Raw genomic sequence first — 21801 nt, 5'->3', positions numbered from 1 at the left:
GCCATGAGCCAGAGCCAAAACCCGCCCGAATTCAACCCCGCCACCCTCGAAGCCTGGGCCAAGGCGGCCCAGAAATCCGCGCCCGGTGGCGACGTGAACGCGCTGAACTGGCTCACGCCCGACGGCATCAGCGTCAAGCCGCTGTACACGGCGGCCGACACGGCGAACCTGCCGTACACCAACACGCTGCCCGGTTTCGAGCCCTTCATCCGCGGCCCGCAGGCCACGATGTACGCGGTGCGGCCATGGACGATCCGCCAGTACGCCGGCTTTTCCACCGCCGAAGAATCCAACGCCTTCTACCGCAAGGCCCTGGCCGCCGGCGGGCAGGGCGTGTCGGTCGCGTTTGACCTGGCCACCCACCGCGGCTACGACTCCGACCACCCGCGCGTGACCGGCGACGTGGGCAAGGCCGGCGTGGCGATCGACTCGGTGGAGGACATGAAGGTCCTGTTCGACCAGATCCCGCTGGACAAGGTGTCGGTTTCGATGACCATGAACGGCGCCGTGCTGCCGGTGCTGGCCGGCTACGTGGTGGCGGCGGAGGAGCAGGGCGTCTCGCAAGACCAACTGAGCGGCACCATCCAGAACGACATCCTCAAGGAGTTCATGGTCCGCAACACCTACATCTACCCGCCCGAGCCGTCGATGAAGATCATCGGCGACATCATCGAGTACACGGCGAAGCACATGCCGAAGTTCAACTCGATCTCGATCTCGGGCTACCACATGCAGGAGGCGGGCGCCAACCAGGCGCTGGAGATGGCCTTCACCCTGGCCGACGGCAAGGAGTATGTGAAGACCGCCATCGCCAAGGGCATGGACGTGGACGACTTCGCGGGGCGCCTCTCCTTCTTTTGGGCGATCGGCATGAACTTCTACCTGGAGATCGCCAAGATGCGCGCCGCGCGCCTGCTGTGGACGCGCATCATGAAGGGCTTCAACGCGAAGAAACCCAAGAGTCTGATGCTGCGCACCCACTGCCAGACCTCAGGCTGGAGCCTGACCGAGCAGGACCCGTACAACAACGTGGTGCGCACCGCCATCGAAGCCATGGCGGCGGTGTTCGGCGGTACGCAGTCGCTGCACACCAACAGTTTTGACGAAGCCATCGCCCTGCCGACCGAGTTCAGCGCCCGCATCGCGCGCAACACGCAGCTCATCATCCAGGAAGAGACCCACATCACCAGCGTGGTGGACCCCTGGGCCGGCAGCTACATGATGGAAAGTCTGACCCAGGAAATGGCCGACAAGGCCTGGGCCATCATCGAAGAAGTCGAGGCCATGGGCGGCATGACCAAGGCCGTGGACAGCGGCTGGGCCAAGCTGAAGATCGAGGCGGCTGCCGCCGAGAAGCAGGCGCGCATCGACAGCGGCAAGGACGTGATCGTCGGCGTCAACAAATACAAGCTCAAGACCGAAGACGCCATCGAGGCGCGGGACATCGACAACGTGGCCGTGCGCGACGGGCAGATTGCCCGCCTGAAGGCCATCCGCACCAGCCGCGATGCGGGTAAGGTGGAGGCTGCGCTGAATGCGCTGACCGCCGCTGCCGAGTCCGGCCAGGGCAACCTGCTGGAACTGTGCATCCAGGCCATGCGCCTGCGCGCCACCGTGGGCGAAGTGAGCGACGCGCTGGAGAAAGTTTTTGGGCGCCACCGCGCCGATACACAAAAGGTGACCGGTGTGTACGCTGCTGCCTACGATTCCGCCGAAGGCTGGGACGCCCTGAAGGGCGAGATCAACGACTTCGCCGTCGCGCAGGGGCGCCGCCCGCGCGTGATGATCAGCAAGCTCGGCCAGGACGGCCACGACCGCGGCGCCAAGGTGGTGGCCACGGCCTTCGCCGACCTGGGCTTCGACGTGGACATGGGCCCGCTGTTCCAGACGCCCGAAGAATGCGCCCGCCAGGCGATCGAGAACGACGTGCACGCCGTCGGCGTCAGCACCCTGGCCGCCGGGCACAAGACGCTGGTGCCGGCCATCATCGCCGAGCTGAAGAAGCAGGGCGCCGACGACATCATCGTGTTCGTGGGCGGCGTGATTCCGCGCCAGGACTACGAGATGCTGTACGAGGCCGGTGTGAAGGGCATCTACGGCCCGGGCACCCCGATCCCGGCCAGCGCCAAGGATGTGCTGGAGCAGATCAAGAAGGCGGTGGGATGACCCCTGCCGAATTGCAGGCCGGCGTGCTGACCGGCGTTGGTGCTGCCCAGCGCCGCGCCATGGCCAAGGCCATCACCTTGCTCGAATCGACCCGCGCCGACCACCGCGCGCAGGGCGATGAGCTGCTGACCGCGCTGCTGCCGCACACTGGAAAGTCCTTCCGGCTCGGCATCAGTGGCGTGCCCGGCGTGGGCAAGAGCACCTTCATCGAAGCCCTGGGTCTTTACCTGATCGGCCTGGGCCACCGCGTGGCGGTGCTCACCATCGATCCGTCATCCACCGTGTCCGGCGGCTCCATCCTGGGCGACAAGACGCGCATGGAGAAGCTCTCCGTCCACGAGAAGGCCTACATCCGCCCCAGCCCGAGCAGTGGCACGCTGGGCGGCGTGGCCGAGAAGACGCGCGAGGCCATGCTGGTCTGCGAGGCCGCGGGATATGACGTGGTGATCGTCGAAACCGTGGGCGTGGGCCAGAGCGAGACGGCGGTGGCCAACATGACCGACATGTTCTGCCTGCTGCAGCTGCCCAACGCGGGCGACGACCTGCAGGCGATCAAGAAGGGCGTGATGGAGCTGGCCGACCTCGTGGTCATCAACAAGGCCGACATCGACCCCGACGCCGCCACCCGCGCGCGCGCGCAGATCACGTCTTCGCTGCGCCTGCTCGGCTTGCATGGGCATCCTGAGCGTTCGCCGGGCCGCCCCAAGGACGCGAGCGCCCCCTCGGGGGGCAGCGAGCAAAGCGAGCGTGGGGGCTCCAGCTCTCATGCCCACCACGACAGCCGCATCTGGCACCCCCAGGTGATCCAGATCAGCGCGCTGCATGGCCAGGGCGTGGACGGATTCTGGGAGGCGGTGACGCATTTCCGCGAGCTGCAGGCCGCTCAGGGCCGACTCGTCGCGCGCCGCCAGCAGCAGGCCCGGGCCTGGATGTGGGAACGCATCGAGGCCGGCTTGAAACAGCACTTCCGCGAGCACCCGGCGGTGCGCGCCGCCCTGGACGAAACCACCCGCCGCGTGCTGGACGGCACGCTGCCCGCCAGCAGCGCCGCGCGCCAACTGCTTTCCTTGTACGAACCCCAACCCGCTCGGGCCGAACCTGTCCAAGCCCCTGCGAACCATCACCCCCGCCCTTCGACAGGCGCGGGCCCCTCGGAGAACTGAGAACACGACCATGCAAGACATCCTGGAACAACTCGAAGAAAAGCGCGCCGCGGCGCGGCTGGGCGGCGGGCAGAAGCGCATCGATGCGCAGCACGCCAAGGGCAAGCTGACCGCGCGTGAGCGGCTGGAAGTGCTGCTCGACGAGGGCACGTTTGAAGAGTGGGACATGTTCGTCGAGCACCGCTGCACCGACTTCGGCATGCAGGACCAGAAGATCCCCGGCGACGGCGTGGTCACCGGCTACGGCATGATCAACGGCCGCCTGGTGTTCGTGTTCAGCCAGGACTTCACCGTCTTTGGCGGCGCGCTCTCCGAAGCGCACGCCGAGAAGATCTGCAAAGTGATGGACCAGGCCATGAAGGTCGGCGCGCCGGTGATCGGCCTGAACGATTCGGGCGGCGCCCGCATCCAGGAGGGCGTGGCCTCCCTCGGTGGTTATGCCGACGTGTTCCAGCGCAACGTGATGGCCAGCGGCGTGGTGCCGCAGATCAGCATGATCATGGGCCCCTCGGCCGGCGGCGCGGTGTATTCGCCGGCCATGACCGACTTCATCTTCATGGTGAAGGATTCGAGCTACATGTTCGTCACCGGCCCCGAGGTGGTGAAGACCGTGACGCACGAGGAAGTGACCGCCGAAGAACTCGGCGGCGCCGTGACGCACACCACCAAGAGCGGCGTGGCCGACCTGGCGTTCGAGAACGACGTGGAAGCGCTGCTGATGCTGCGCCGGCTCTACAACTACCTGCCGCTCAACAACCGCGAAAAAGCGCCGGTGCGCCCCAGCGGCGATCCGATCGACCGCATGGAGCTGAGCCTGGACACGCTGGTGCCCGACAACCCGAACAAGCCCTACGACATGAAGGAGCTGATCGTCAAGACGGTGGACGACGGCGACTTCTTCGAGCTGCAGCCCGAGTACGCGAAGAACATCCTGATCGGCTTTGCGCGCATGGACGGCCAGACGGTCGGCATCGTGGCCAACCAGCCGCTGGTGCTGGCCGGTTGCCTGGACATCAAATCGAGCATCAAGGCCGCGCGTTTCGTGCGTTTCTGCGACGCGTTCAACATCCCGGTGGTGACGTTTGTGGACGTGCCCGGTTTCATGCCCGGCACCAGCCAGGAGTTCGGCGGGATCATCAAACACGGCGCCAAGCTGCTCTACGCGTATGCCGAATGCACGGTGCCGAAGATCACCGTGATCACGCGCAAGGCCTATGGCGGCGCCTACGACGTGATGGCGTCCAAGCACCTGCGCGGCGACGTGAACTTCGCCTGGCCCAACGCCGAGATCGCGGTGATGGGGGCCAAGGGCGCGGTGGAGATCATCTTCCGCGAGGAGAAGAAGGACCCGGCCAAGCTGGCGGGGCGCGAGGCCGAATACAAGGCCCGCTTCGCCAACCCTTTCGTGGCCGGCGCGCGGGGCTTCATCGATGACGTGATCCTGCCGCACGAGACGCGCAAGCGCATCTGCCGTTCGCTGGTGATGCTCAAGGACAAGAAGCTGGAAAACCCGTGGCGCAAGCACGGGAACATTCCGTTGTGATTTCCATTGTGCGTGCCATGGTTTTCTCTGGCGCTGAATCGGGAGGCGCGGACGTTTTGCTCCGTGTCCCCCGCGCTGCGCGCTCCTCCTTTACCTGCGCAAAACGCCCCCACCACCCGATTCAGAGTGACGCGTGTTCGGCAGGTTTCGTCTTCACCTCCTTCGCAGCCATGGGCACGGTGTGCCTGCCGCAGCGAAGTAAAGGAGGAGCCGACCGCAGGTCGGCGGGGGACATGAGCGGAGGCAGGCACACCGTGCCCATGGCGGGCTCAGCACCAACCCACCGAACAAACAACACACTTGCTCTCGTCTAGGAGACTGACATGTTCACCAAAATTCTCATTGCGAACCGTGGCGAAATTGCCTGCCGCGTGATCGCCACCGCCAAGAAGATGGGCATCGCCACCGTGGCGGTGTATTCCGAAGCCGACAAGGAAGCGCGCCACGTGCAGTTGGCCGACGAGGCCGTGTTGCTGGGCCCGGCGCCCTCGCGCGAGTCCTACCTGGTCGCGGACAAGATCATCGAGGCCGCCAAGAAGACCGGCGCCCAGGCCATCCACCCCGGTTACGGCTTCCTGTCGGAAAACGAGGCCTTCGCCAAGCGCTGCGAAGACGAGGGCATCGCCTTCATCGGCCCGCGCCATTTCTCCATCGCCGCCATGGGCGACAAGATCGCGTCCAAGAAGCTGGCCAACGAGGCCAAGGTCAACACCATTCCGGGCTGGAACGACGCCATCGAAACGGCCGAGCGCGCCGTGGAAATCGCCAAGGACATCGGCTACCCCGTGATGATCAAGGCCTCGGCCGGTGGCGGCGGCAAGGGCCTGCGCGTGGCCTTCAACGACAAGGAAGCCTTCGAAGGTTTCACCAGCTGCCGCAACGAGGCGCGCAACAGTTTCGGCGACGACCGGGTGTTCATCGAAAAATACGTGCTGGAGCCGCGCCACATCGAGATCCAGGTGCTGGGCGATGCGCACGGCAACGTGGTCTATTTGAACGAGCGCGAGTGTTCCATTCAGCGCCGACACCAGAAGGTGATCGAGGAGGCGCCGTCGCCCTTCATCTCCGACGCCACGCGCAAGGCCATGGGCGAGCAGGCGGTGGCGCTGGCCAAGGCCGTGAAGTACCAGAGCGCGGGCACGGTGGAGTTCGTGGTCGGCAAGGACCAGGACTTCTACTTCCTGGAGATGAACACCCGCCTGCAGGTGGAACACCCGGTGACGGAGTGCATCACCGGGCTCGATCTGGTGGAGCTGATGATCCGTGTGGCGGCGGGCGAAAAGCTGCCGATCACCCAGGCCGACGTGAAACGCGAGGGCTGGGCCATCGAGTGCCGCATCAACGCCGAGGACCCGTTCCGCAACTTCCTGCCCAGCACCGGCCGCCTGGTGCGCTTTCAGCCGCCCGCGCAGAGCATGCACCAGGCCAACACCGACGCTTTGTACGGTGTGCGCGTGGACACGGGTGTGGTCGATGGCGGCGAGATTCCGATGTACTACGACTCGATGATCGCCAAGCTCATCGTGCACGGCAAGGACCGCTTTGATGCGATTGCCAAGATGCGCGAGGCGCTCAACGGCTTCGTGATCCGTGGCATCAGCAGCAACATCCCGTTCCAGGCGGCGCTGCTGGCGCACCCGAAGTTCGTGAGCGGTGAGTTCAACACCGGCTTCATCGCCGAGCACTACGCCCACGGTTTCCGGGCGGAAGACGTGCCGCACGACGACGCCGACTTCCTGGTCGCGCTGGCGGCGTTCGTGCGCCGCAAGTCGCGCGAGCGCGCAGCCGGCCTGACCGGCCAGTTGCCGGGTTACGGCGTCAAGGTCGGCCACGATTTCAGCGTGATCACCCTGGGCGCGGGCGGCCAGAACCGCTACACCCCGGTGCACGTGGACGAGGTGGTGGGGCAGGTCGGCTCGGCGGTGGTCACGGTGGAGGGCAAGCGCTTTGCCATCAGCAGCCCTTCGCGCCTGAACGACGTCTGCATCACCGGCGAGTGCAATGGCCAGGCCTTCACCGCCCAGGTGGAGCGTGGCACGCTGCGCAACCCGCTGGCCCTGGTGGTGCAGCACAACGGCACGCGCATCGAGACCGTGGTGGTGTCGCGCCGCATGGCCGAGCTGCACCGGCTCATGCCGTTCAAGGCGCCACCCGACATGAGCCGGTACGTGCTCTCACCCATGCCCGGCCTGCTGGTCGAGGTGGCGGTGCAGGTGGGCCAGAAAGTGCAGGCGGGTGAACGCGTGGCCGTGATCGAGGCCATGAAGATGGAGAACGTGCTGTTCGCCGCGGCCGACGGCGTGGTGGCCAAGGTGCTGGCGGGCAAGGGCGAGTCGCTGGTGGTGGACCAGGCCATCGTCGAGTTCGAGTGAGCCGGGCCGGTTGCAGCTTGACACGCCACGTGCGCAGGGAAATGGGATACGCTCCCAAACGCTGCAACTTCCAGGGGTCCCGCATGGAGCACGGTTTGGCATTCGCACTGGGTTGTCTGCGCCATCCGCGGCGCATGGGCGCCATCGCGCCCGCGTCCCGGGCCCTGGCTCGGGCCATCCGCGACGAGGTGCTGCGCAGCGAGCCGGGCGTGCTGATCGAGGTCGGGGCCGGCACCGGCGCCATCACCCGGGCGCTTGCGCCGGCCCTGGTGGCGCAGGACCGTTTTGTGGTCTTTGAGCGCGACCCCGAATTCGCCGACCTGCTGCGCGCCTCGTTCCCGCAGCTGGAGGTGCTCAACCACTGCGCGTCCCGCGTCGACCTGCTCACGTTGGCGGCGGACACCCCGGTCACGCTGGTGTCGTCGCTGCCCCTGCTGTCCATGCCGGGCGACGAAGCGCGACAGTGCATCGAGGCCATGCTGGCGCTGATTGCGCGCCAGCCCCGTTCCCGCCTCATTCAATACACCTACGCGGCGCGCCATCTGCGCCCGTTCAACGGCATCCCCGCGGGCTGGCACTGGCGGCGTTCGGCCTCGGTCTGGGCCAACCTGCCGCCCGCCACGGTCTGGGCGCTGGAGCAGGTGCCCGCTTCACACAACGGAATTCACTGATTCATGAACGCAACGCAACGTCCCTTCAAGGTGCTGGGCATCCAGCAGATTGCCATCGGAGGCCCCGACAAACACCGCTTGCAGACGCTCTGGGTGGACATGCTCGGGCTGGAGAAAACCGGCAGCTTCCAGAGCGAGCGCGAAAACGTGGATGAAGACATCTGCGCCATCGGCAGCGGCCCGTTCAAGGTCGAGGTCGATCTGATGCAGCCGATGGACCCGGACAAAAAGCCGGCGGTGCACACCACGCCGCTCAACCACGTCGGCCTGTGGATCGACGACCTGCCGGTGGCGGTGCAATGGCTCAGCGCCAATGGCGTGCGTTTTGCCCCGGGCGGCATTCGCAAAGGCGCGGCCGGTTTCGACATCACCTTCCTGCACCCCAAGGCGAACGACGAGTTCCCGATCGCGGGCGAGGGCGTGCTGATCGAGCTGGTGCAGGCGCCGCCCGAGGTGGTCGCGGCCTTCGCCAGGCTGGCGGGCAACCCGGCCTGAAGTGCGCCGTCCTGGCGCCAGGCCCTGCCGTGCTCACCCCGGCAGGGCTTTTTTGCGCCTGCCCTGGCGCGGCCAGCCAGCGCAATGAACGGATTTGGCCCCGTTTCCCCCGTTTTTTCGCGGCAACGGCGACGGCCGCCGTCGGTACCCTCGGTGCATTGATCGGCCATCCGCGCGCTTTCCGTGACCGGGGGCCGGTATCACCACCGCAGGAGTGCGCCATGAGCCCGGCTTCCAACCCGCCAACCACCCACCCCGTGTCCGCCCAGGCCAGTGCGCTGCTGGCGCAGGGGGACGAACGATGGGCGCAACGCCGCCCGGTGTGGCGCGAACGTGAACTGGCGCTGGCCTGGCCGCAGGACCTGCTCGATGTGTTCAGCCGGCGCATGGAGAGCCATGGCATGGCGATCCACCAGGCCCAGATGCTGTGCGACCGGCGGTATGCCCTGCAGCAGTTGCGGCTGGCCCACAACACGGCCGACGACACCTTGCGGTGGATGGCGACCCAGCTGTTCCGGCATTTCGAAAGCCGGCAGTCGGGGGTTGCTTCCGTGCATTGACGTGCCGCCTTCTCCTTCTGTCTGGCCGGCTGCCGCGGCGTCTCAAGCTGGTTGGAAATGCACCGATAACGCTAACAGAGACATAACTCACCGAGGCCTACGCGCATGATGATGACCAAACCTTTTCTGCCCGGCATCTGGCTGATGCGGCGCATGCGGCTGCCCGCCAAACTGGCGCTGCTGGGGTCGGTGTTGTTGGTGCCGCTGCTGGTGATCTGCGTCTTGCTGGTGCAACGCCTGGGGGCCGAGTTGCAGGCCGCCAGGAACGAAGCCGAGGGTGTCCGGATCGTCGCCCGTCTGGCCGATGTGGCCGCCGCGGTGCAGGCGCGCCGTGGGCACAGCCAGGTGCTGCTGTCCGGCGGGGACGCGGCCCGCGGCCCGCTGCAGGCTGCGCAAGCGCAGTTGGCCCAGACCGTGACGGCGGCGGGCGAAGCGCTGGCTCGCCGACCCGATTTCGAGTTGTCGCGGGACTGGAGCGAGGTGAAGTCGGGTCTGGAGGGGTTGGCCACCTCGGGCGCATCCACCCCGGGGGATGCCTTTTCGCGGCACACGGCCGCGCTCGACGCGCTTCACCGCTTCACCTACACGGTGGGGGAGCGCTCGGGCCTTCTGTTCGACCCCGAACCCACCAGCTATTTCCTGATGGACATGGCGGTTTCCCGCACCCTGGCCTGGGGCGACGCCTTGAGCCAGATCCAGGGACTGGGCGCCGGGCAGCTCAGCCTGGCGCAACCCGAGCCCGATGGTTTGAGTGGCCTGCGTCTGCGGACCGAAGCGCTGAAAGCCCAGGTGCTGGACATGCGCCTGGCCATGGATTTCGCCACCCGCCACGGCCAGAGCGGCCTGCCGGGTGAGTCGGTGATCGCGGCCAGCGATGCCTTTGCCCAGTTCGCGCGCCAGGCCTTGGGTGCACCCGGCAGCGTGCAGGGCACTGCCTACTTCACGGCCGGCGATCAGGCCCTTTCGGCACTGCGGGCCTATGAAAGCGCCGTGTTGACCCGTCTGGATGCACTGCTGGCCCTGCGCGTCGACCGGCTGGCGTGGACGCGGTGGGCCGTGTTGGGGGCCTCCTTGATGGGCGTGGCGCTGCTGGTGTACCTGATGCAGGCGTTCTATCTGAGCTTTGTCACCGATTTCCGCCACGTTTTCGACGTCATGAAGCAGACCGCCGACGGCAATCTGCGTGCGCACGTGAGCATTCGGGGCAACGACGAACTGGCCCAGCTGGCCCGGCTGGTGGAGCGCATGAATGGCAACCTCTCGGCCATGGTGGCCGAGGTGCGCAGCAACTCGGCGCTGGTGGCGCACGCGGGCAAGAGCCTGGCGATGGGCAACCGCCACCTGGCCGACCGCACCGAACAGCAGGCCGCGAACCTGGAGCAGACGGCGGCCAGCGTGCAACAGCTCTCGAGCACCGTGCACCAGAACGCCGAAACCGCGGGCGACTCGGACACCCAGGCCGCGCAGGTCCGGGACGTGGCCGAGTCGGGCGCGCAATCCATGGTCAAGGCGGTGGACTCGGTCGAGCTCATCCAGAAGAGCGCCCAGCAGATGAACGAGATCATCGGCGTGATCGACAGCCTGGCCTTCCAGACCAACATCCTGGCCCTGAACGCGGCGGTGGAGGCAGCGCGGGCCGGTGAACAGGGGCGCGGTTTCGCCGTGGTGGCCAACGAAGTGCGCACGCTGGCACAGCGCTCGGCCGCATCGGCCAAGGAGATCCGCCAGCTCATCCAGACATCGGCCACCCAGGTCTCCAGCAGCGTGACGCAGATCCGTGCCGCCGGCAGCAACATGACGCAGATCGTCAATGGGGTGCGTGGCGTGGCGTCCAACATGTCACTGATTTCGGCCGCCAGCGCCGAACAGAGCACCGGTCTGGTCGAGATCTCATCGGCCGTGAACCAGCTCGACCAGATCACCCAGCGCAACGCGCAGATGGTGGAGCTGGCGGTGATCCAGGCGAACAAGCTGGAGGAGCGTGCGGCCCATCTGTCCAGGGCGGTGTCGTCCTTCATGCTGCAGCAGGGCACGGCCGAAGAGGCGGTGCTGCTGGTGCAGCAAGCCTTGGAGCTCCGCGCCACGGCCGATCCACAGCGTTTCGTGCGCGATCTGAGCGACCCGGCCAAAGGATTCCATGACCGCGACATGTATGTGTTCGCGCTGGACCGGCAGGGGGGCTACCGCGCGTTCGGCGGCAAGCCCGAGAAGGTGGGCAGCCGGGTGCAGGACATCGCCGGGGTGGACGGTCAGGCGCTGCTGGAGTCCATCGTGGCCCAGGCGGAGCAGGAGCCGGGCTGGGTCGAATACGACATCGTCAACCCGCAGAGCGGCGTCATTCAGACCAAGATGTCGTACGTGACCAAGGTGGACGAGCTCTACGTGGGTTGCGGGGTGTACAAGACCGCGATCGTGGCCGCCTGAACGGTGCCCCGTAGGCTGGGCCTCAGTCGGACGCGGCCAGGCGTTTGGCCCGCGCCCGTTCGAGCGCGGCGGCGATGACAGCGCGTTTCTTGTCCAGCACGGCCGGGTCGGTGTGCTGCGAGTGGGCTTCGAGATCGGCGTATTTCATGCGTGCCTTGGCTTCCAGCACACGGTCGTGCTCCACCTGCTCACGCGCGAGCCGCACGGTGCGCGCCTCGTAGCGCGTGCGGGCGAGCGTGGCCTGCGCGTCGCTCCAGGCCTGCCAGCCGGTGCGCTCGCCGCTGACGATCTCCAGCGAGATGCAGTCGACCGGGCAGACCGGAATGCACAGCTCACAACCCGTGCAATAGGGTTCGATCACAGTGTGCATGAGCTTGTTGCTGCCGACGATGGCGTCGGTGGGGCAGGCCTTGATGCACAGCGTGCAGCCGATGCACCAGTCTTCGTCGATCACCGCCACGGTCAGCGGCCCTTCCACGCCGTTGGCGGGGTTCAGTGGCTGGGCCGGCTGGCCGGTGATGGCCGCCAGACGCGCCACACCTTCGCTGCCCCCGGGCGGGCACTGGTTGATGCCCGCCTCGCCGCTGGCGATGGCTTGCGCGTAGCGCGCGCAGTCCGGGTAGCCGCAGCGCGTGCACTGCGTTTGCGGCAGGGCGGCGTCGATGCGCCGGGCGAGTTCGTTCATGCCGGGAAATATACCCCCGGGGCACCGCCGCCGGGGCGCGGCCCGGTCAGACCGGCTGGCGGGCCTTGCGGGGCGCTGTCGTGGATGGGGCCTTTGCCGCGCTGGAGGCGGGGACCGGTTTCGCCGCGGCCTTGACCGTTGCTTTGACCGTTGTCTTGGTGGCCCGTTTCGCGACCGGTTTCGTGACGGCGGTTGAGGTCGCCGCCGCTTTCACACCTTGCGGCGCCGGCGCGGTGGATGCCACGGCCAGGGCCTCCGGGGTTGGCTGGTGCGCCCGGATAAAGGACTTCACCACCGGGTACACCATTTCGCGCCAGCGCCGGCCACTGAAGATGCCGTAGTGGCCCGCGCCCTTGGCTTCGTAGTGCATCTGGTGTGTCTTGGGGATGCCCGTGCACAGATCGTGCGCCGCGGCGGTCTGGCCCGAGCCGGAGATGTCGTCGAGCTCGCCTTCCACCGTCAGCAGAGCGGTGTGGGCAATGTCCTGCGGGCGCACGCGCTCAAGCTGACCCTTTTCGTTCTTCACGTCCCAGGTGCCGTTGACCAGCTTGAAGTCCTGAAACACCGTGTCGATGGTTTCCAGGTAGTAGTGGGCGTCCATGTCCAGCACCGCGTTGTACTCGTCGTAGAACTGGCGGTGGATTTCGGCGCTGGAGTTGTCGCCCTTGATCAGGTCCTGGAAGTAGTCGTAGTGGCTGGTGGCGTGATGGCCGGGGTTCATGGCCACGAAACCGGAGTGCTGCAGGAAACCGGGGTAGACCCGGCGGCCGGCGCCGGGGAAGTTGTCGGGCACGCGGTAGATGACGTTGTTCTCGAACCAGCTGTGGCTGCGCTCGGTGGCGAGGTTGTTCACCGAGGTCGGCGACTTGCTCGCGTCGATCGGGCCACCCATCATGGTCATGGACAAGGGCGTGGTCTCCCCACGGCTGGCCATCAGCGACACCGCCGCCAGCACCGGCACTGTGGGCTGGCACACGCTCATGACGTGGCAGTTGCCATAGCCCTTTTGCAGGTAGCGGATGAACTCCTGGATGTAGAGCACATAGTCGTCGAGGTGGAAGTCGCCCTCGGACAGCGGCACCAGACGGGCGTTTTTCCAGTCAGTGATGTAGACCTTGTGGTCCTTGAGCATGGCGCGCACGGTGTCGCGCAGCAGCGTGGCGTAGTGGCCCGACAGCGGCGCCACGATCAGCACCACCGGCTGGCCCTTGAGCGTGGCCAGCGTGTCGGTGTTGTCCGAGAAGCGCTTGAAGCGCCGCAGCTCGCAGAAGGGTTTGTCGATCTCGACCCGCTCGTGGATCGCGATGTCCACCCCGTCCACGTCCACCTTGTGGATGCCGAACACCGGTTTTTCGTAGTCCTTGCCGAGCCGGTGCATCAGGTCGTAGCCGGCGGAGATGCGCTGCGCCAGTGGAAACTGCGCCAGCGGCAGCATGGGGTTCAGGTAGAGCCTGGAGGCGACTTCGGCCAGGTCAGCGAAAGGCTCCATCACTGAGCGCTGCGTTTCGTAAATCTGGTAGAGCATGGTGGGTGGGACCTGAATGGTTATGTTGCAGTGCAATATAGCAGCATGACGGGGCAGGTGTGAGAGTGGAAACACTTAAAACCCCAAGCGTTTTGTCACCTTCGTGAAAGAATGCAGCCTGGAACTTTTCGCACGCCGCCGGGCTCAGCGGAAACCTCCCTTTACCCATCGCACATGCAACGTCGCAACTTCTACCTGGGCGCCGGTGCCGTGCTCGCCGCCGCCCTGGGAACCCACATGAGCCTTTCTTCCGCCCAAGCTCCCGCTGCTTCCGTGGCGAGCGTTTCCCGTCTGGACGCCTTGCAGAGCCTCCCGGCCAGTGAGCGTTTGCCGGTGCTGTTCGTGGGCCATGGCAGCCCCATGAACGCCATCGAGGACAACGCATACCGGCGCAGCTGGCAGGCCCTGGGCCGCGAATTGCTCGCGCGGGGCATCCGGCCAAGGCTGATCCTGTGCGTGTCGGCGCACTGGCTCACCCAGGGCTGGCAGCTCACCGCCATGGACGATCCGCGCACCATTCACGATTTCGGGGGCTTTCCCCAGGCACTGTTCGACCAGCGGTACCCAGCCCCCGGTTCGCCGGCCATGGCCAGCGCCATCAGCCAGGCGGTGCGGCAGCCGGGCTCGGACGTCCCGTTGGGGCTGGACGCCCAGGCGTGGGGGCTGGACCATGGCGCCTGGTCGGTGCTCAAGCCCATGTTCCCGGACGCCAGCATTCCCGTGATCCAGCTCAGCATGGACTACGGCCGCCCGCCCGCCGAGCACCACGCCCTGGGGCAGCAACTCAAGGCCTTGCGGGACCGCGGGGTGTTGATCGTGGGCAGCGGCAACATCGTGCACAACCTGCGCGCCATTCGCCGGGAGGTGGCGGACAACCAGGCCTACGACTGGGCGATCGAATTCGACCGCATCACAGGGGAGCACATCGCGCAGGGCCGCCTGGACGCGCTGAGCGAATTCCGTGCGCTGGGCGCCCTGGCCCAGCTCGCGCACCCCACCTGGGACCACTACCTGCCGCTTCTGTACGCGGCCGGTGCCGTGCACGAGGGCGAAGCACCGCGCTTCTTCAACGACAGCTTCCAGGCGGCCTCGATCTCCATGCGCTCCGTGATCTGGGGGTGACCGGTTCCGAGCGCTCCCGGAAACAAAAAAGCCGCTCAACGAGCGGCTTTTCTGCGAGGGGCGGCCCGATCAGATGACCTTGGCGATCGCCTGGCAGACGTAGTCGATGTTCTTGCTGTTGAGCGCGGCCACGCACATGCGGCCGGTGTCGGTGCCGTAGACGCCGAACTCGCTGCGCAGGCGCACCATCTGGTCCTTGGACAGGCCCGAGTAGCTGAACATGCCGATCTGGGTGGTGATGAAGCTCATGTCCTTTTGCACGCCGGCGGCCTTGAGGCCATCCACCAGCTTCTGGCGCATGGCCTTGATGCGAACACGCATTTCGCCCAGTTCGCCTTCCCACTGGGCGCGCAGCTCGGGGTTGTTCAGCACCGCGGCCACGATGGCGCCACCGTGGGTGGGCGGGTTGGAGTAGTTGGTGCGGATCGCGATCTTGAGCTGGCTCAGCACACGGTCGGTCTCTTCCTTGCTGCTGCCCACCACGCTCAGGGCGCCCACGCGCTCGCCGTACAGGCTGAAGCTCTTGGAGAAGCTGGTGGAGACGAAGATGTTCAGGCCGGCGGCCACGAACTTGCCGATCACGGCGCCGTCTTCGGCGATGCCGTAGCCAAAGCCCTGGTAGGCCATGTCGAGGAAGGCGGTGAGGTTGCGGGCCTGCACCACGGCGATTACCTGGTCCCACTGGGCGGGGGTGATGTCGTAGCCGGTGGGGTTGTGGCAGCAGGCGTGCAGCAGCACGATGGTACCGGGGGCGGCGGCGTTCAGCGCGGCCAGCATGCCGTCGAAGTTGATGCCGCCCAGGCCGCCGTTGGCGCTCTGGTCGAAGTAGGGGTAGCTTTCCACCGTGAAGCCGGCGTTGGTGAACAGCGCGCGGTGGTTTTCCCAGCTCGGGTCGGAAATCAGCACCTTGGCGCTGGGGCTGATCTTTTTCAGGAAGTCGGCGCCGATCTTCAGGCCACCGGTGCCGCCGATGGCCTGCACCGTGGCCACGCGGCCGCTTTTCACGACGTCGGAGTCGGCACCAAACACCAGGCCCTTGACGGCGGCGTCGTAGGCCGCGATGCCGTCGATGGGCAGGTAGCCGCGTGCGGTGGGCTTTTCCATCATGGTCTTTTCAGCAGCTTGCACGCACTGCAGCAGCGGCAGTTTGCCGTTGTCGTCGAAATACACGCCAACGCCCAGGTTGACCTTGTTGGGGTTGGTGTCGGCGGCGAACTGTTCGTTCAGACCCAGGATCGGGTCGCGCGGGGCCATTTCGACGGCGGTGAACAAAGACATGAATATCCTTTGGAAGTTGTCAGTAGCGGGATTTTCGGGGCTCGGTTAGCCTTGCGGGTTATCCATGATTTTACCCGGCCCCTACCCGGGCCTGCCGAGCGCGCCATGCCAAAAATTGCAGAAGTCATACCGGAAACACAGCAGGGTGAATTCATCCGTTTTCCCGGTTCGCCGTTCGAACTCTTCATGCCGTACCCGCCAGCGGGCGACCAGCCCACCGCCATCGAGCAACTGGTGGAGGGCATCAACGACGGTGAGGTGTTTCAGACCCTGCTGGGCGTGACCGGCTCGGGCAAGACCTTCACCATGGCCAACGTGATCGCCCGTCTGGGGCGTCCGGCCATCGTGTTCGCGCCCAACAAGACCCTGGCCGCGCAGCTCTACAGCGAGTTCCGCGAGTTCTTTCCGAAAAACGCGGTCGAGTACTTTGTCAGCTACTACGACTATTACCAGCCCGAGGCCTATGTGCCGCAGCGCGACCTGTTCATCGAAAAGGACAGCGCGATCAACGAGCACATCGAACAGATGCGCCTGAGCTGCACCAAGAGCATCCTGGAGCGGCGCGACGTGGTGATCGTGGCCACCGTCTCCGCCATCTACGGCATCGGCAAGCCCGAGAGCTACCACCAGATGGTGATGACGCTGCGCACCGGCGACAAGATCGGCCAGCGCGACCTGATCGCCCAGCTCGTGCGCATGCAGTACGCGCGCAACGAGGCCGACTTCTCGCGTGGCAAGTTCCGCGTGCGTGGTGACACCATCGACGTGTTCCCGGCCGAACACAGCGAGATGGCGATCCGCATCGAGCTGTTCGACGACGAGGTCGAGACCCTGCAACTCTTCGACCCGCTCACCGGCAAGGTGCGGCAGAAGATCCCGCGCTTCACCGTCTACCCCAGCAGCCACTACGTGACGCCGCGCGAGCAGGTCCTCAATGCGGTGGAACTGATCAAGGAGGAACTGCGCGTGCGCCTGGCGCAACTGGTTGGCATGGGCAAGCTGGTGGAGGCCCAGCGGCTGGAACAGCGCACCCGGTTTGACCTGGAAATGCTCAGCGAGGTGGGCCACTGCAAGGGCATCGAGAACTACTCGCGCCACCTGGCCGGAACGGCCGAGGGCGAGCCCCCGTCCACTTTGACCGACTACCTGCCCAAAGACGCGGTGATGTTTCTGGACGAGAGCCACGTGCTCATGGGGCAGTTCGGTGGCATGTACAACGGCGACCGGGCGCGCAAGACCACGCTGGTGGAGTACGGTTTCCGTCTGCCCAGCGCGCTGGACAACCGGCCGCTCAAGCTCGAAGAGTTCGAGCAGCGCATGCGCCAGGTGGTGTTTGTCTCGGCCACGCCGGCCGACTACGAAAAGACGCATTCGGGCCAGGTGGTGGAACAGGTGGTGCGTCCCACCGGCCTGGTGGACCCGGAGGTGGAGGTGCGCCCGGCCACGCACCAGGTGGACGACGTGCTGCAGGAAATCCGCATCCGGGTGGAGAAGAACGAGCGCGTGCTCATCACCACGCTGACCAAGCGCATGGCCGAGCAACTGACCGACTACCTGACGGAAAACGGCGTCAAGGTGCGCTACCTGCACAGCGACGTGGACACCGTGGAGCGGGTGGAGATCATCCGCGACCTGCGGCTGGGTGCTTTCGACGTGCTGGTGGGCATCAACCTGCTGCGCGAGGGGCTGGACATTCCCGAGGTCTCGCTGGTGGCAATCCTGGACGCCGACAAGGAAGGCTTCCTGCGCTCCGAGCGCAGCCTGATCCAGACCATTGGCCGCGCGGCGCGCAACCTGCAGGGCCGTGCCATCCTGTACGCCGACCGCGTGACCGACTCAATGGCCCGGGCCATGGGCGAAACCGAGCGCCGCCGCACCAAACAGGTGGCGCACAACCTGGCGCAGGGCATCGAGCCGCGCAGCATCAACAAGCGCATCAAGGACCTGATCGACGGCGTCTACAGCGAAAAGGCCGGTAAGGAAGCCGACCGCCTGGCCGCCGAGAGCGCGCAGCGCGCCAGCGTGGAAGACATGAGCGAGAAGGACGTGGCGCGTGAAATCAAGCGGCTGGAAAAACTCATGCTGGAGCACGCGCGCAACCTCGAATTCGAGAAGGCGGCCGGGGTGCGGGACCAGTTGCACCACTTGAAGGCCCAGGTGTTTGGCGCCCCCGGGGTGGACAACCTGGCCTGACGCACAATCGGTGCACAAGCAACCGCGCAGGGGCCGGCCAGAACGGCCGGGACGCGGGGCACACCAGCACCAGATTCGCACATGCAAGCTCAGGATGAACCGCGCAGCGGCGACGGACCGGCGGACAACACACGCATCTACCTGATCGAGGACGATCCCACGGTTCTGCAGTTCGTGCGGCAGGCGCTGCTGTCCCGGCCGCACTGGCGCCTGCTCGGTCATTCGGACAGCATGGCCCACGCCCGCGTGCACGCCTTGCGCGCCGACGCCAACGTCTTTCTGGTGGATCTGGGCCTGCCCGATGGCCGGGGGGAAGACCTTCTGCACCTGCTGGCACGGGAGAAGCCTGGCGCCGAACTGCTGGTCTTCACCGTGTTTGGTGAGGAGTCCCGGCTGGTGGGCGCGCTGGAGGCCGGCGCCACAGGTTATGTGCTCAAGGGCTGCACGGGCGAGGACCTGACGGCCGCGATTGAGCAGATCCGCGAGGGCGGGGCGCCCATCTCGCCCCTGCTCGCCCGCATGTTGCTCAAGCAGTTTCGCCTGGTGCAGGAGGCGCTGCCGGTGATCCCGGTGGTCGCGCTGCGCGAAGAGGTGCTGCTGTCCGAGCGGGAAACCGATGTGCTCAAGCTGGTCGCCCAGGGGTATGTGAACAAGGAGATCGCCAGCAAGCTGGCGATCTCCCCGACCACCGTCGGCACCCACATCAAGAACCTCTACCGCAAGCTCGCGGTGCACAGCCGGGTGCAGGTGGTGAGGGCGGCGCAGGAGCGTGGTCTGCTGTGAGTCCCAGGGCCCGAGTGCGCCAGACCCTCAGCCGCGTTCCGGCCTACCTTTGGGCTGGGGTCCTGTTGGTGATCCTGCTCGTGTTGCTCGCCATGGTCACCCAGGGCAGCGCTCCGAAGGGCGCAGCACAGGTGACCCGGGCCGATCGGGTCACGGTCAGGAACGGGGTCGAGACGGTTCAGGCCGTGGCCCTGCCGCACCTCTGGGACGACGGAACGCAAACCTGGGGGAATGAGGTCCAGTACCGTCTTCGTCTGCCCCCGACGCCGCCTGAAGCCACCCCCGGCGATCCGCAACTGGCACTGCTGCTGCCCCGGGTCGGTGTGCGGTTTCGTGTGCTCTTCAATGGGCAGGAGGTCGAGTCCCAGGCCTGGCGACGCGGCCCTGGCTATTTCGATACGGGCACCCACGCGCACCTGGTGCCGCTGCCGCAAAGCCTGCGCAAGCCGCTGTGGGAAGACAACCGCGTCGAGATCCAGCTGCAACCCCAGGCCCTGCGCATCAGCGGGCTCGCGCCGGTGTGGATCGGCGCCAGGGACGCCTTGCAGGAGCGGCACCAGCGGCTCATCTGGTGGCAGGTTCACCTGACCTGGATGGTGGCGGCCTCGGCGCTGATGATGGGGCTGCTCTCGCTGCTGATCTGGATGATGTCGGAGGAGCGGCTGCTGGGCCTGCTTGCCGCGGGCCTGCTGGTGCTGACCCTGCGCCTGTACCTGTCGACGCCGCTGTTCCTGCCGGGGCCGTTCCTGGCCTGGGACTACCTGCACAAGCTGACGTTCACCCTCTACTGCGGCTTCCTGTACCTGTTCATCTCCGAGCTGTTCGACTTTCGCCAGAGCGTGGTCCGCAAGCTGGTCAAGGTCATGATGGTGATCGGCCCGGTCTGGCTGGGCGTGCTGGTCTGGACGCAGAACTACAACCTCTACCGCCTGTGGACCGGGGTGATCGTGCTGGTGTGCGTGCTGGCCCTGCTCAAGGTGATCCACCGCGCGCGATGGGGCATGGACGTGAACCAGCGGCTGATGGTCGTGGTCGGGCTGGCCACCATGGTCACGGGGCTGCGCGACTTCCTGGTCGTCCAGGTGGGCTTGCCCGGTGACGTGGACATCCGCTGGATGACCGCGGGCAGCCTGGTGCTGATGTTCGCCATGGGGTGGGTGCTGGTGCAGCGCACCTCGCAGTCGATGGAGCAGGTGGAGCGGCTCAATGCCGAACTGGCCCACAAGGTGAGCGAGCGCGAGGAAGAACTGCACGCCATGTTCAGCCGGCTGCGTGCGGTGGAAAGCCAGCGTGTGCTGGAGACCGAGCGTCGGCGGCTCACACGGGACATGCACGATGGCCTGGGCAGCCAGTTGGTCCAGACGCTCAATCTGGTGCACAGCAGCGGTGAGCGTGTCGAGAGCGCGGCCATCGCTTTCATGCTCAACCATGCGCTCGAAGAACTGCGCATGACGCTGGATTCGCTCGAACCCATGGGGGGCGACCTGCCCACCATCCTGGGCACCTTGCGCCAACGCATCGCGCCCGCACTGAAAGCCGCCAGCATCGAGCTCGACTGGCAGGTGCAGGAGGTGCCGGCGGTTCCGGGCTTGGAAGCGCGGGGCGTGATGCACCTGTTTCGCTGTCTGCAGGAGGTGTTTGCCAATGTGGTCAAGCATGCGCATGCCAGCCGGGTTGCGGTGCGCACCTGGCAACACGGGGAACGCATCTGCCTGAGCGTGACCGACAACGGCGTCGGGCTGGGTGATGCACCGGATTCGGGATACCGCGAAGGGGGTCGCGGTATCAGCAACATCCGTTTGCGCGCGGCTGAAATCGGTGCCGAGGTGTGGTTTTCCGGCGCGCTCCCCGGCACCCGGGTGACCTTCAGCTTTGCCCATGAAGGTCCCATGGTCGGAGCGGCCTAGGCCTGATCGCCGTGCACGGACGGCGTCCGGCGCATGGGATCGGTGGGCGTCCGGAAGGGCCGTTCTTTCCCGGGCCACGAGTCGTGAGCGCCGTACAATGTCGATCAAATCGCTCGGCTTTGCGGTATACTCGACAAAAATAGTCGGGAAAGCCTTCAACGCATCGACCCGGAAGTCGGGCGGGGTGGGCGGAGCTGGGATTTGTGGGCTTTTGGGCCTGCGAATCGTCCAACGACGGTCAAGCCAACACTTCAAGGAGCTTGAAAATGCGCCTCACGACCAAAGGCCGCTTCGCGGTCACTGCCATGATCGATCTGGCCCTGCGCCAGAACAATGGCCCCGTCACGCTCGCGGCCATCAGCCAACGCCAGCAGATTTCGCTGTCTTACCTGGAGCAGCTCTTTGGCAAGCTGCGCCGTCACGAACTGGTCGAGTCCACCCGTGGGCCCGGCGGTGGTTACACCCTGGGCCGCAAGGCTGCGGAAATCACCGTGGCCGACATCATTGTCTCGGTCGACGAACCCATCGATGCCACCCAGTGCGGCGGCAAGGAAAACTGCCTTGGCGAAGGCCACCGCTGCATGACGCACGAACTGTGGGCAGCCCTGAACGCCAAGATGGTCGATTTTCTCGACTCGGTGTCCCTGCAGTCGCTGGTGGACGATCAGCTCGCCAAAGGCGTGGTGGTGGAGAACGCCCCCATGATCAAGCGGGCCATTTCCAGCGCACCGGTGGTCAAGCCGATCCGGGTGAATGCGCCCAACTCGGTGTTTGCTCTGGGAGCGACCGCATACTCGAAATGATGCGGGTGACCCGCCTGGAGCTCGGCTCAGAGGCCGGTCGTGCCGGCCCACGGTGCCGCTTTCAGGCGTCTGTCAGCCGTTGCCCACAGCATTCCATCTCCCATCCATTCA

General features: G+C 66.1%; 16 protein-coding genes. 13 read left to right on the top strand and 3 right to left on the bottom strand.

Translation table 11 applies throughout. From position 1 onward, the window contains the following. The first annotated feature begins 3 nt into the window (after nt 1–3). From scpA to KIH07_RS25555, 8 genes are all read left to right on the top strand, one after another. Nucleotides 4–2166, top strand: a complete 2163-nt coding sequence (scpA, locus tag KIH07_RS18555) for a methylmalonyl-CoA mutase (RefSeq protein WP_226493375.1) — start codon at nt 4–6, stop codon at nt 2164–2166. Continuing rightward, the gene (gene meaB / locus KIH07_RS18550) at nt 2163–3329 is read left to right on the top strand and encodes a methylmalonyl Co-A mutase-associated GTPase MeaB (RefSeq protein ID WP_226493374.1); all 1167 of its coding nucleotides are present in this window, start codon (nt 2163–2165) and stop codon (nt 3327–3329) included. Before scpA ends, meaB begins: the two co-directional genes overlap by 4 nt. A gap of 10 nt (nt 3330–3339) precedes the next feature. Continuing rightward, nucleotides 3340–4872: an acyl-CoA carboxylase subunit beta gene (locus KIH07_RS18545; protein WP_226493373.1), complete on the top strand. Its 1533-nt coding sequence runs from the start codon at nt 3340–3342 to the stop codon at nt 4870–4872. Between the two features lie 323 nt (nt 4873–5195). Beyond that, nucleotides 5196–7244: an acetyl/propionyl/methylcrotonyl-CoA carboxylase subunit alpha gene (locus KIH07_RS18540; protein ID WP_226493372.1), complete on the top strand. Its 2049-nt coding sequence runs from the start codon at nt 5196–5198 to the stop codon at nt 7242–7244. A 95-nt stretch (nt 7245–7339) separates the two neighbouring features. After that, the gene (locus tag KIH07_RS18535) at nt 7340–7915 is read left to right on the top strand and encodes a class I SAM-dependent methyltransferase (protein ID WP_226493371.1); all 576 of its coding nucleotides are present in this window, start codon (nt 7340–7342) and stop codon (nt 7913–7915) included. Between the two features lie 3 nt (nt 7916–7918). After that, nucleotides 7919–8410, top strand: a complete 492-nt coding sequence (locus KIH07_RS18530) for a VOC family protein (protein ID WP_226493370.1) — start codon at nt 7919–7921, stop codon at nt 8408–8410. A gap of 221 nt (nt 8411–8631) precedes the next feature. Then, entirely contained in the window at nt 8632–8970 is a 339-nt protein-coding gene (locus tag KIH07_RS18525; protein WP_226493369.1) for a hypothetical protein, read from the top strand. A 105-nt stretch (nt 8971–9075) separates the two neighbouring features. After that, a complete protein-coding gene (locus KIH07_RS25555) occupies nt 9076–11394 on the top strand; it encodes a methyl-accepting chemotaxis protein (protein ID WP_413465770.1) in 2319 nt (772 codons plus the stop codon). 22 nt (nt 11395–11416) lie between these two features. On the opposite strand, the gene rsxB is transcribed toward KIH07_RS25555, so the two are convergent. Beyond that, complete coding sequence (gene rsxB / locus KIH07_RS18515) at nt 11417–12079, bottom strand: electron transport complex subunit RsxB (protein WP_226493368.1); 663 nt, start codon at nt 12077–12079, stop codon at nt 11417–11419. A gap of 46 nt (nt 12080–12125) precedes the next feature. Beyond that, entirely contained in the window at nt 12126–13604 is a 1479-nt protein-coding gene (gene phaZ / locus KIH07_RS18510; RefSeq protein WP_226493367.1) for a polyhydroxyalkanoate depolymerase, read from the bottom strand. Between the two features lie 174 nt (nt 13605–13778). Between phaZ and ygiD the strand changes: the two genes are divergently transcribed. Next, the gene (ygiD, locus tag KIH07_RS18505; protein ID WP_413465769.1) at nt 13779–14726 is read left to right on the top strand and encodes a 4,5-DOPA dioxygenase extradiol; all 948 of its coding nucleotides are present in this window, start codon (nt 13779–13781) and stop codon (nt 14724–14726) included. Nucleotides 14727–14795: 69 nt separating this feature from the next. Here ygiD and KIH07_RS18500 read toward each other — a convergent pair whose 3' ends face one another. Then, nucleotides 14796–16004: an amino acid aminotransferase gene (locus tag KIH07_RS18500; protein WP_226493366.1), complete on the bottom strand. Its 1209-nt coding sequence runs from the start codon at nt 16002–16004 to the stop codon at nt 14796–14798. 105 nt (nt 16005–16109) lie between these two features. On the opposite strand from KIH07_RS18500, the gene uvrB reads away from it, so the two are divergent. The 4 genes from uvrB (at nt 16110) to iscR (ending at nt 21690) form a co-directional block, all read left to right on the top strand. After that, nucleotides 16110–18197 (top strand): excinuclease ABC subunit UvrB, encoded by a 2088-nt coding sequence (gene uvrB, locus KIH07_RS18495; protein WP_226493365.1) that lies wholly within the window; start codon nt 16110–16112, stop codon nt 18195–18197. A gap of 81 nt (nt 18198–18278) precedes the next feature. Then, nucleotides 18279–18980, top strand: coding sequence for a LuxR C-terminal-related transcriptional regulator (locus KIH07_RS18490; RefSeq protein WP_226493364.1), 702 nt, complete (start codon nt 18279–18281; stop codon nt 18978–18980). Nucleotides 18981–19048: 68 nt separating this feature from the next. Further along, nucleotides 19049–20887, top strand: coding sequence for a sensor histidine kinase (locus KIH07_RS18485; RefSeq protein ID WP_413465807.1), 1839 nt, complete (start codon nt 19049–19051; stop codon nt 20885–20887). Between the two features lie 266 nt (nt 20888–21153). Beyond that, the gene (gene iscR, locus KIH07_RS18480) at nt 21154–21690 is read left to right on the top strand and encodes a Fe-S cluster assembly transcriptional regulator IscR (protein WP_226493362.1); all 537 of its coding nucleotides are present in this window, start codon (nt 21154–21156) and stop codon (nt 21688–21690) included. The last annotated feature ends 111 nt before the right edge of the window (nt 21691–21801 follow it).

This window comes from Hydrogenophaga taeniospiralis (genome assembly GCF_020510445.1).
Taxonomy (GTDB): domain Bacteria; phylum Pseudomonadota; class Gammaproteobacteria; order Burkholderiales; family Burkholderiaceae_C; genus Hydrogenophaga.
This window is presented reverse-complemented; position numbering and strand designations above follow the sequence as displayed.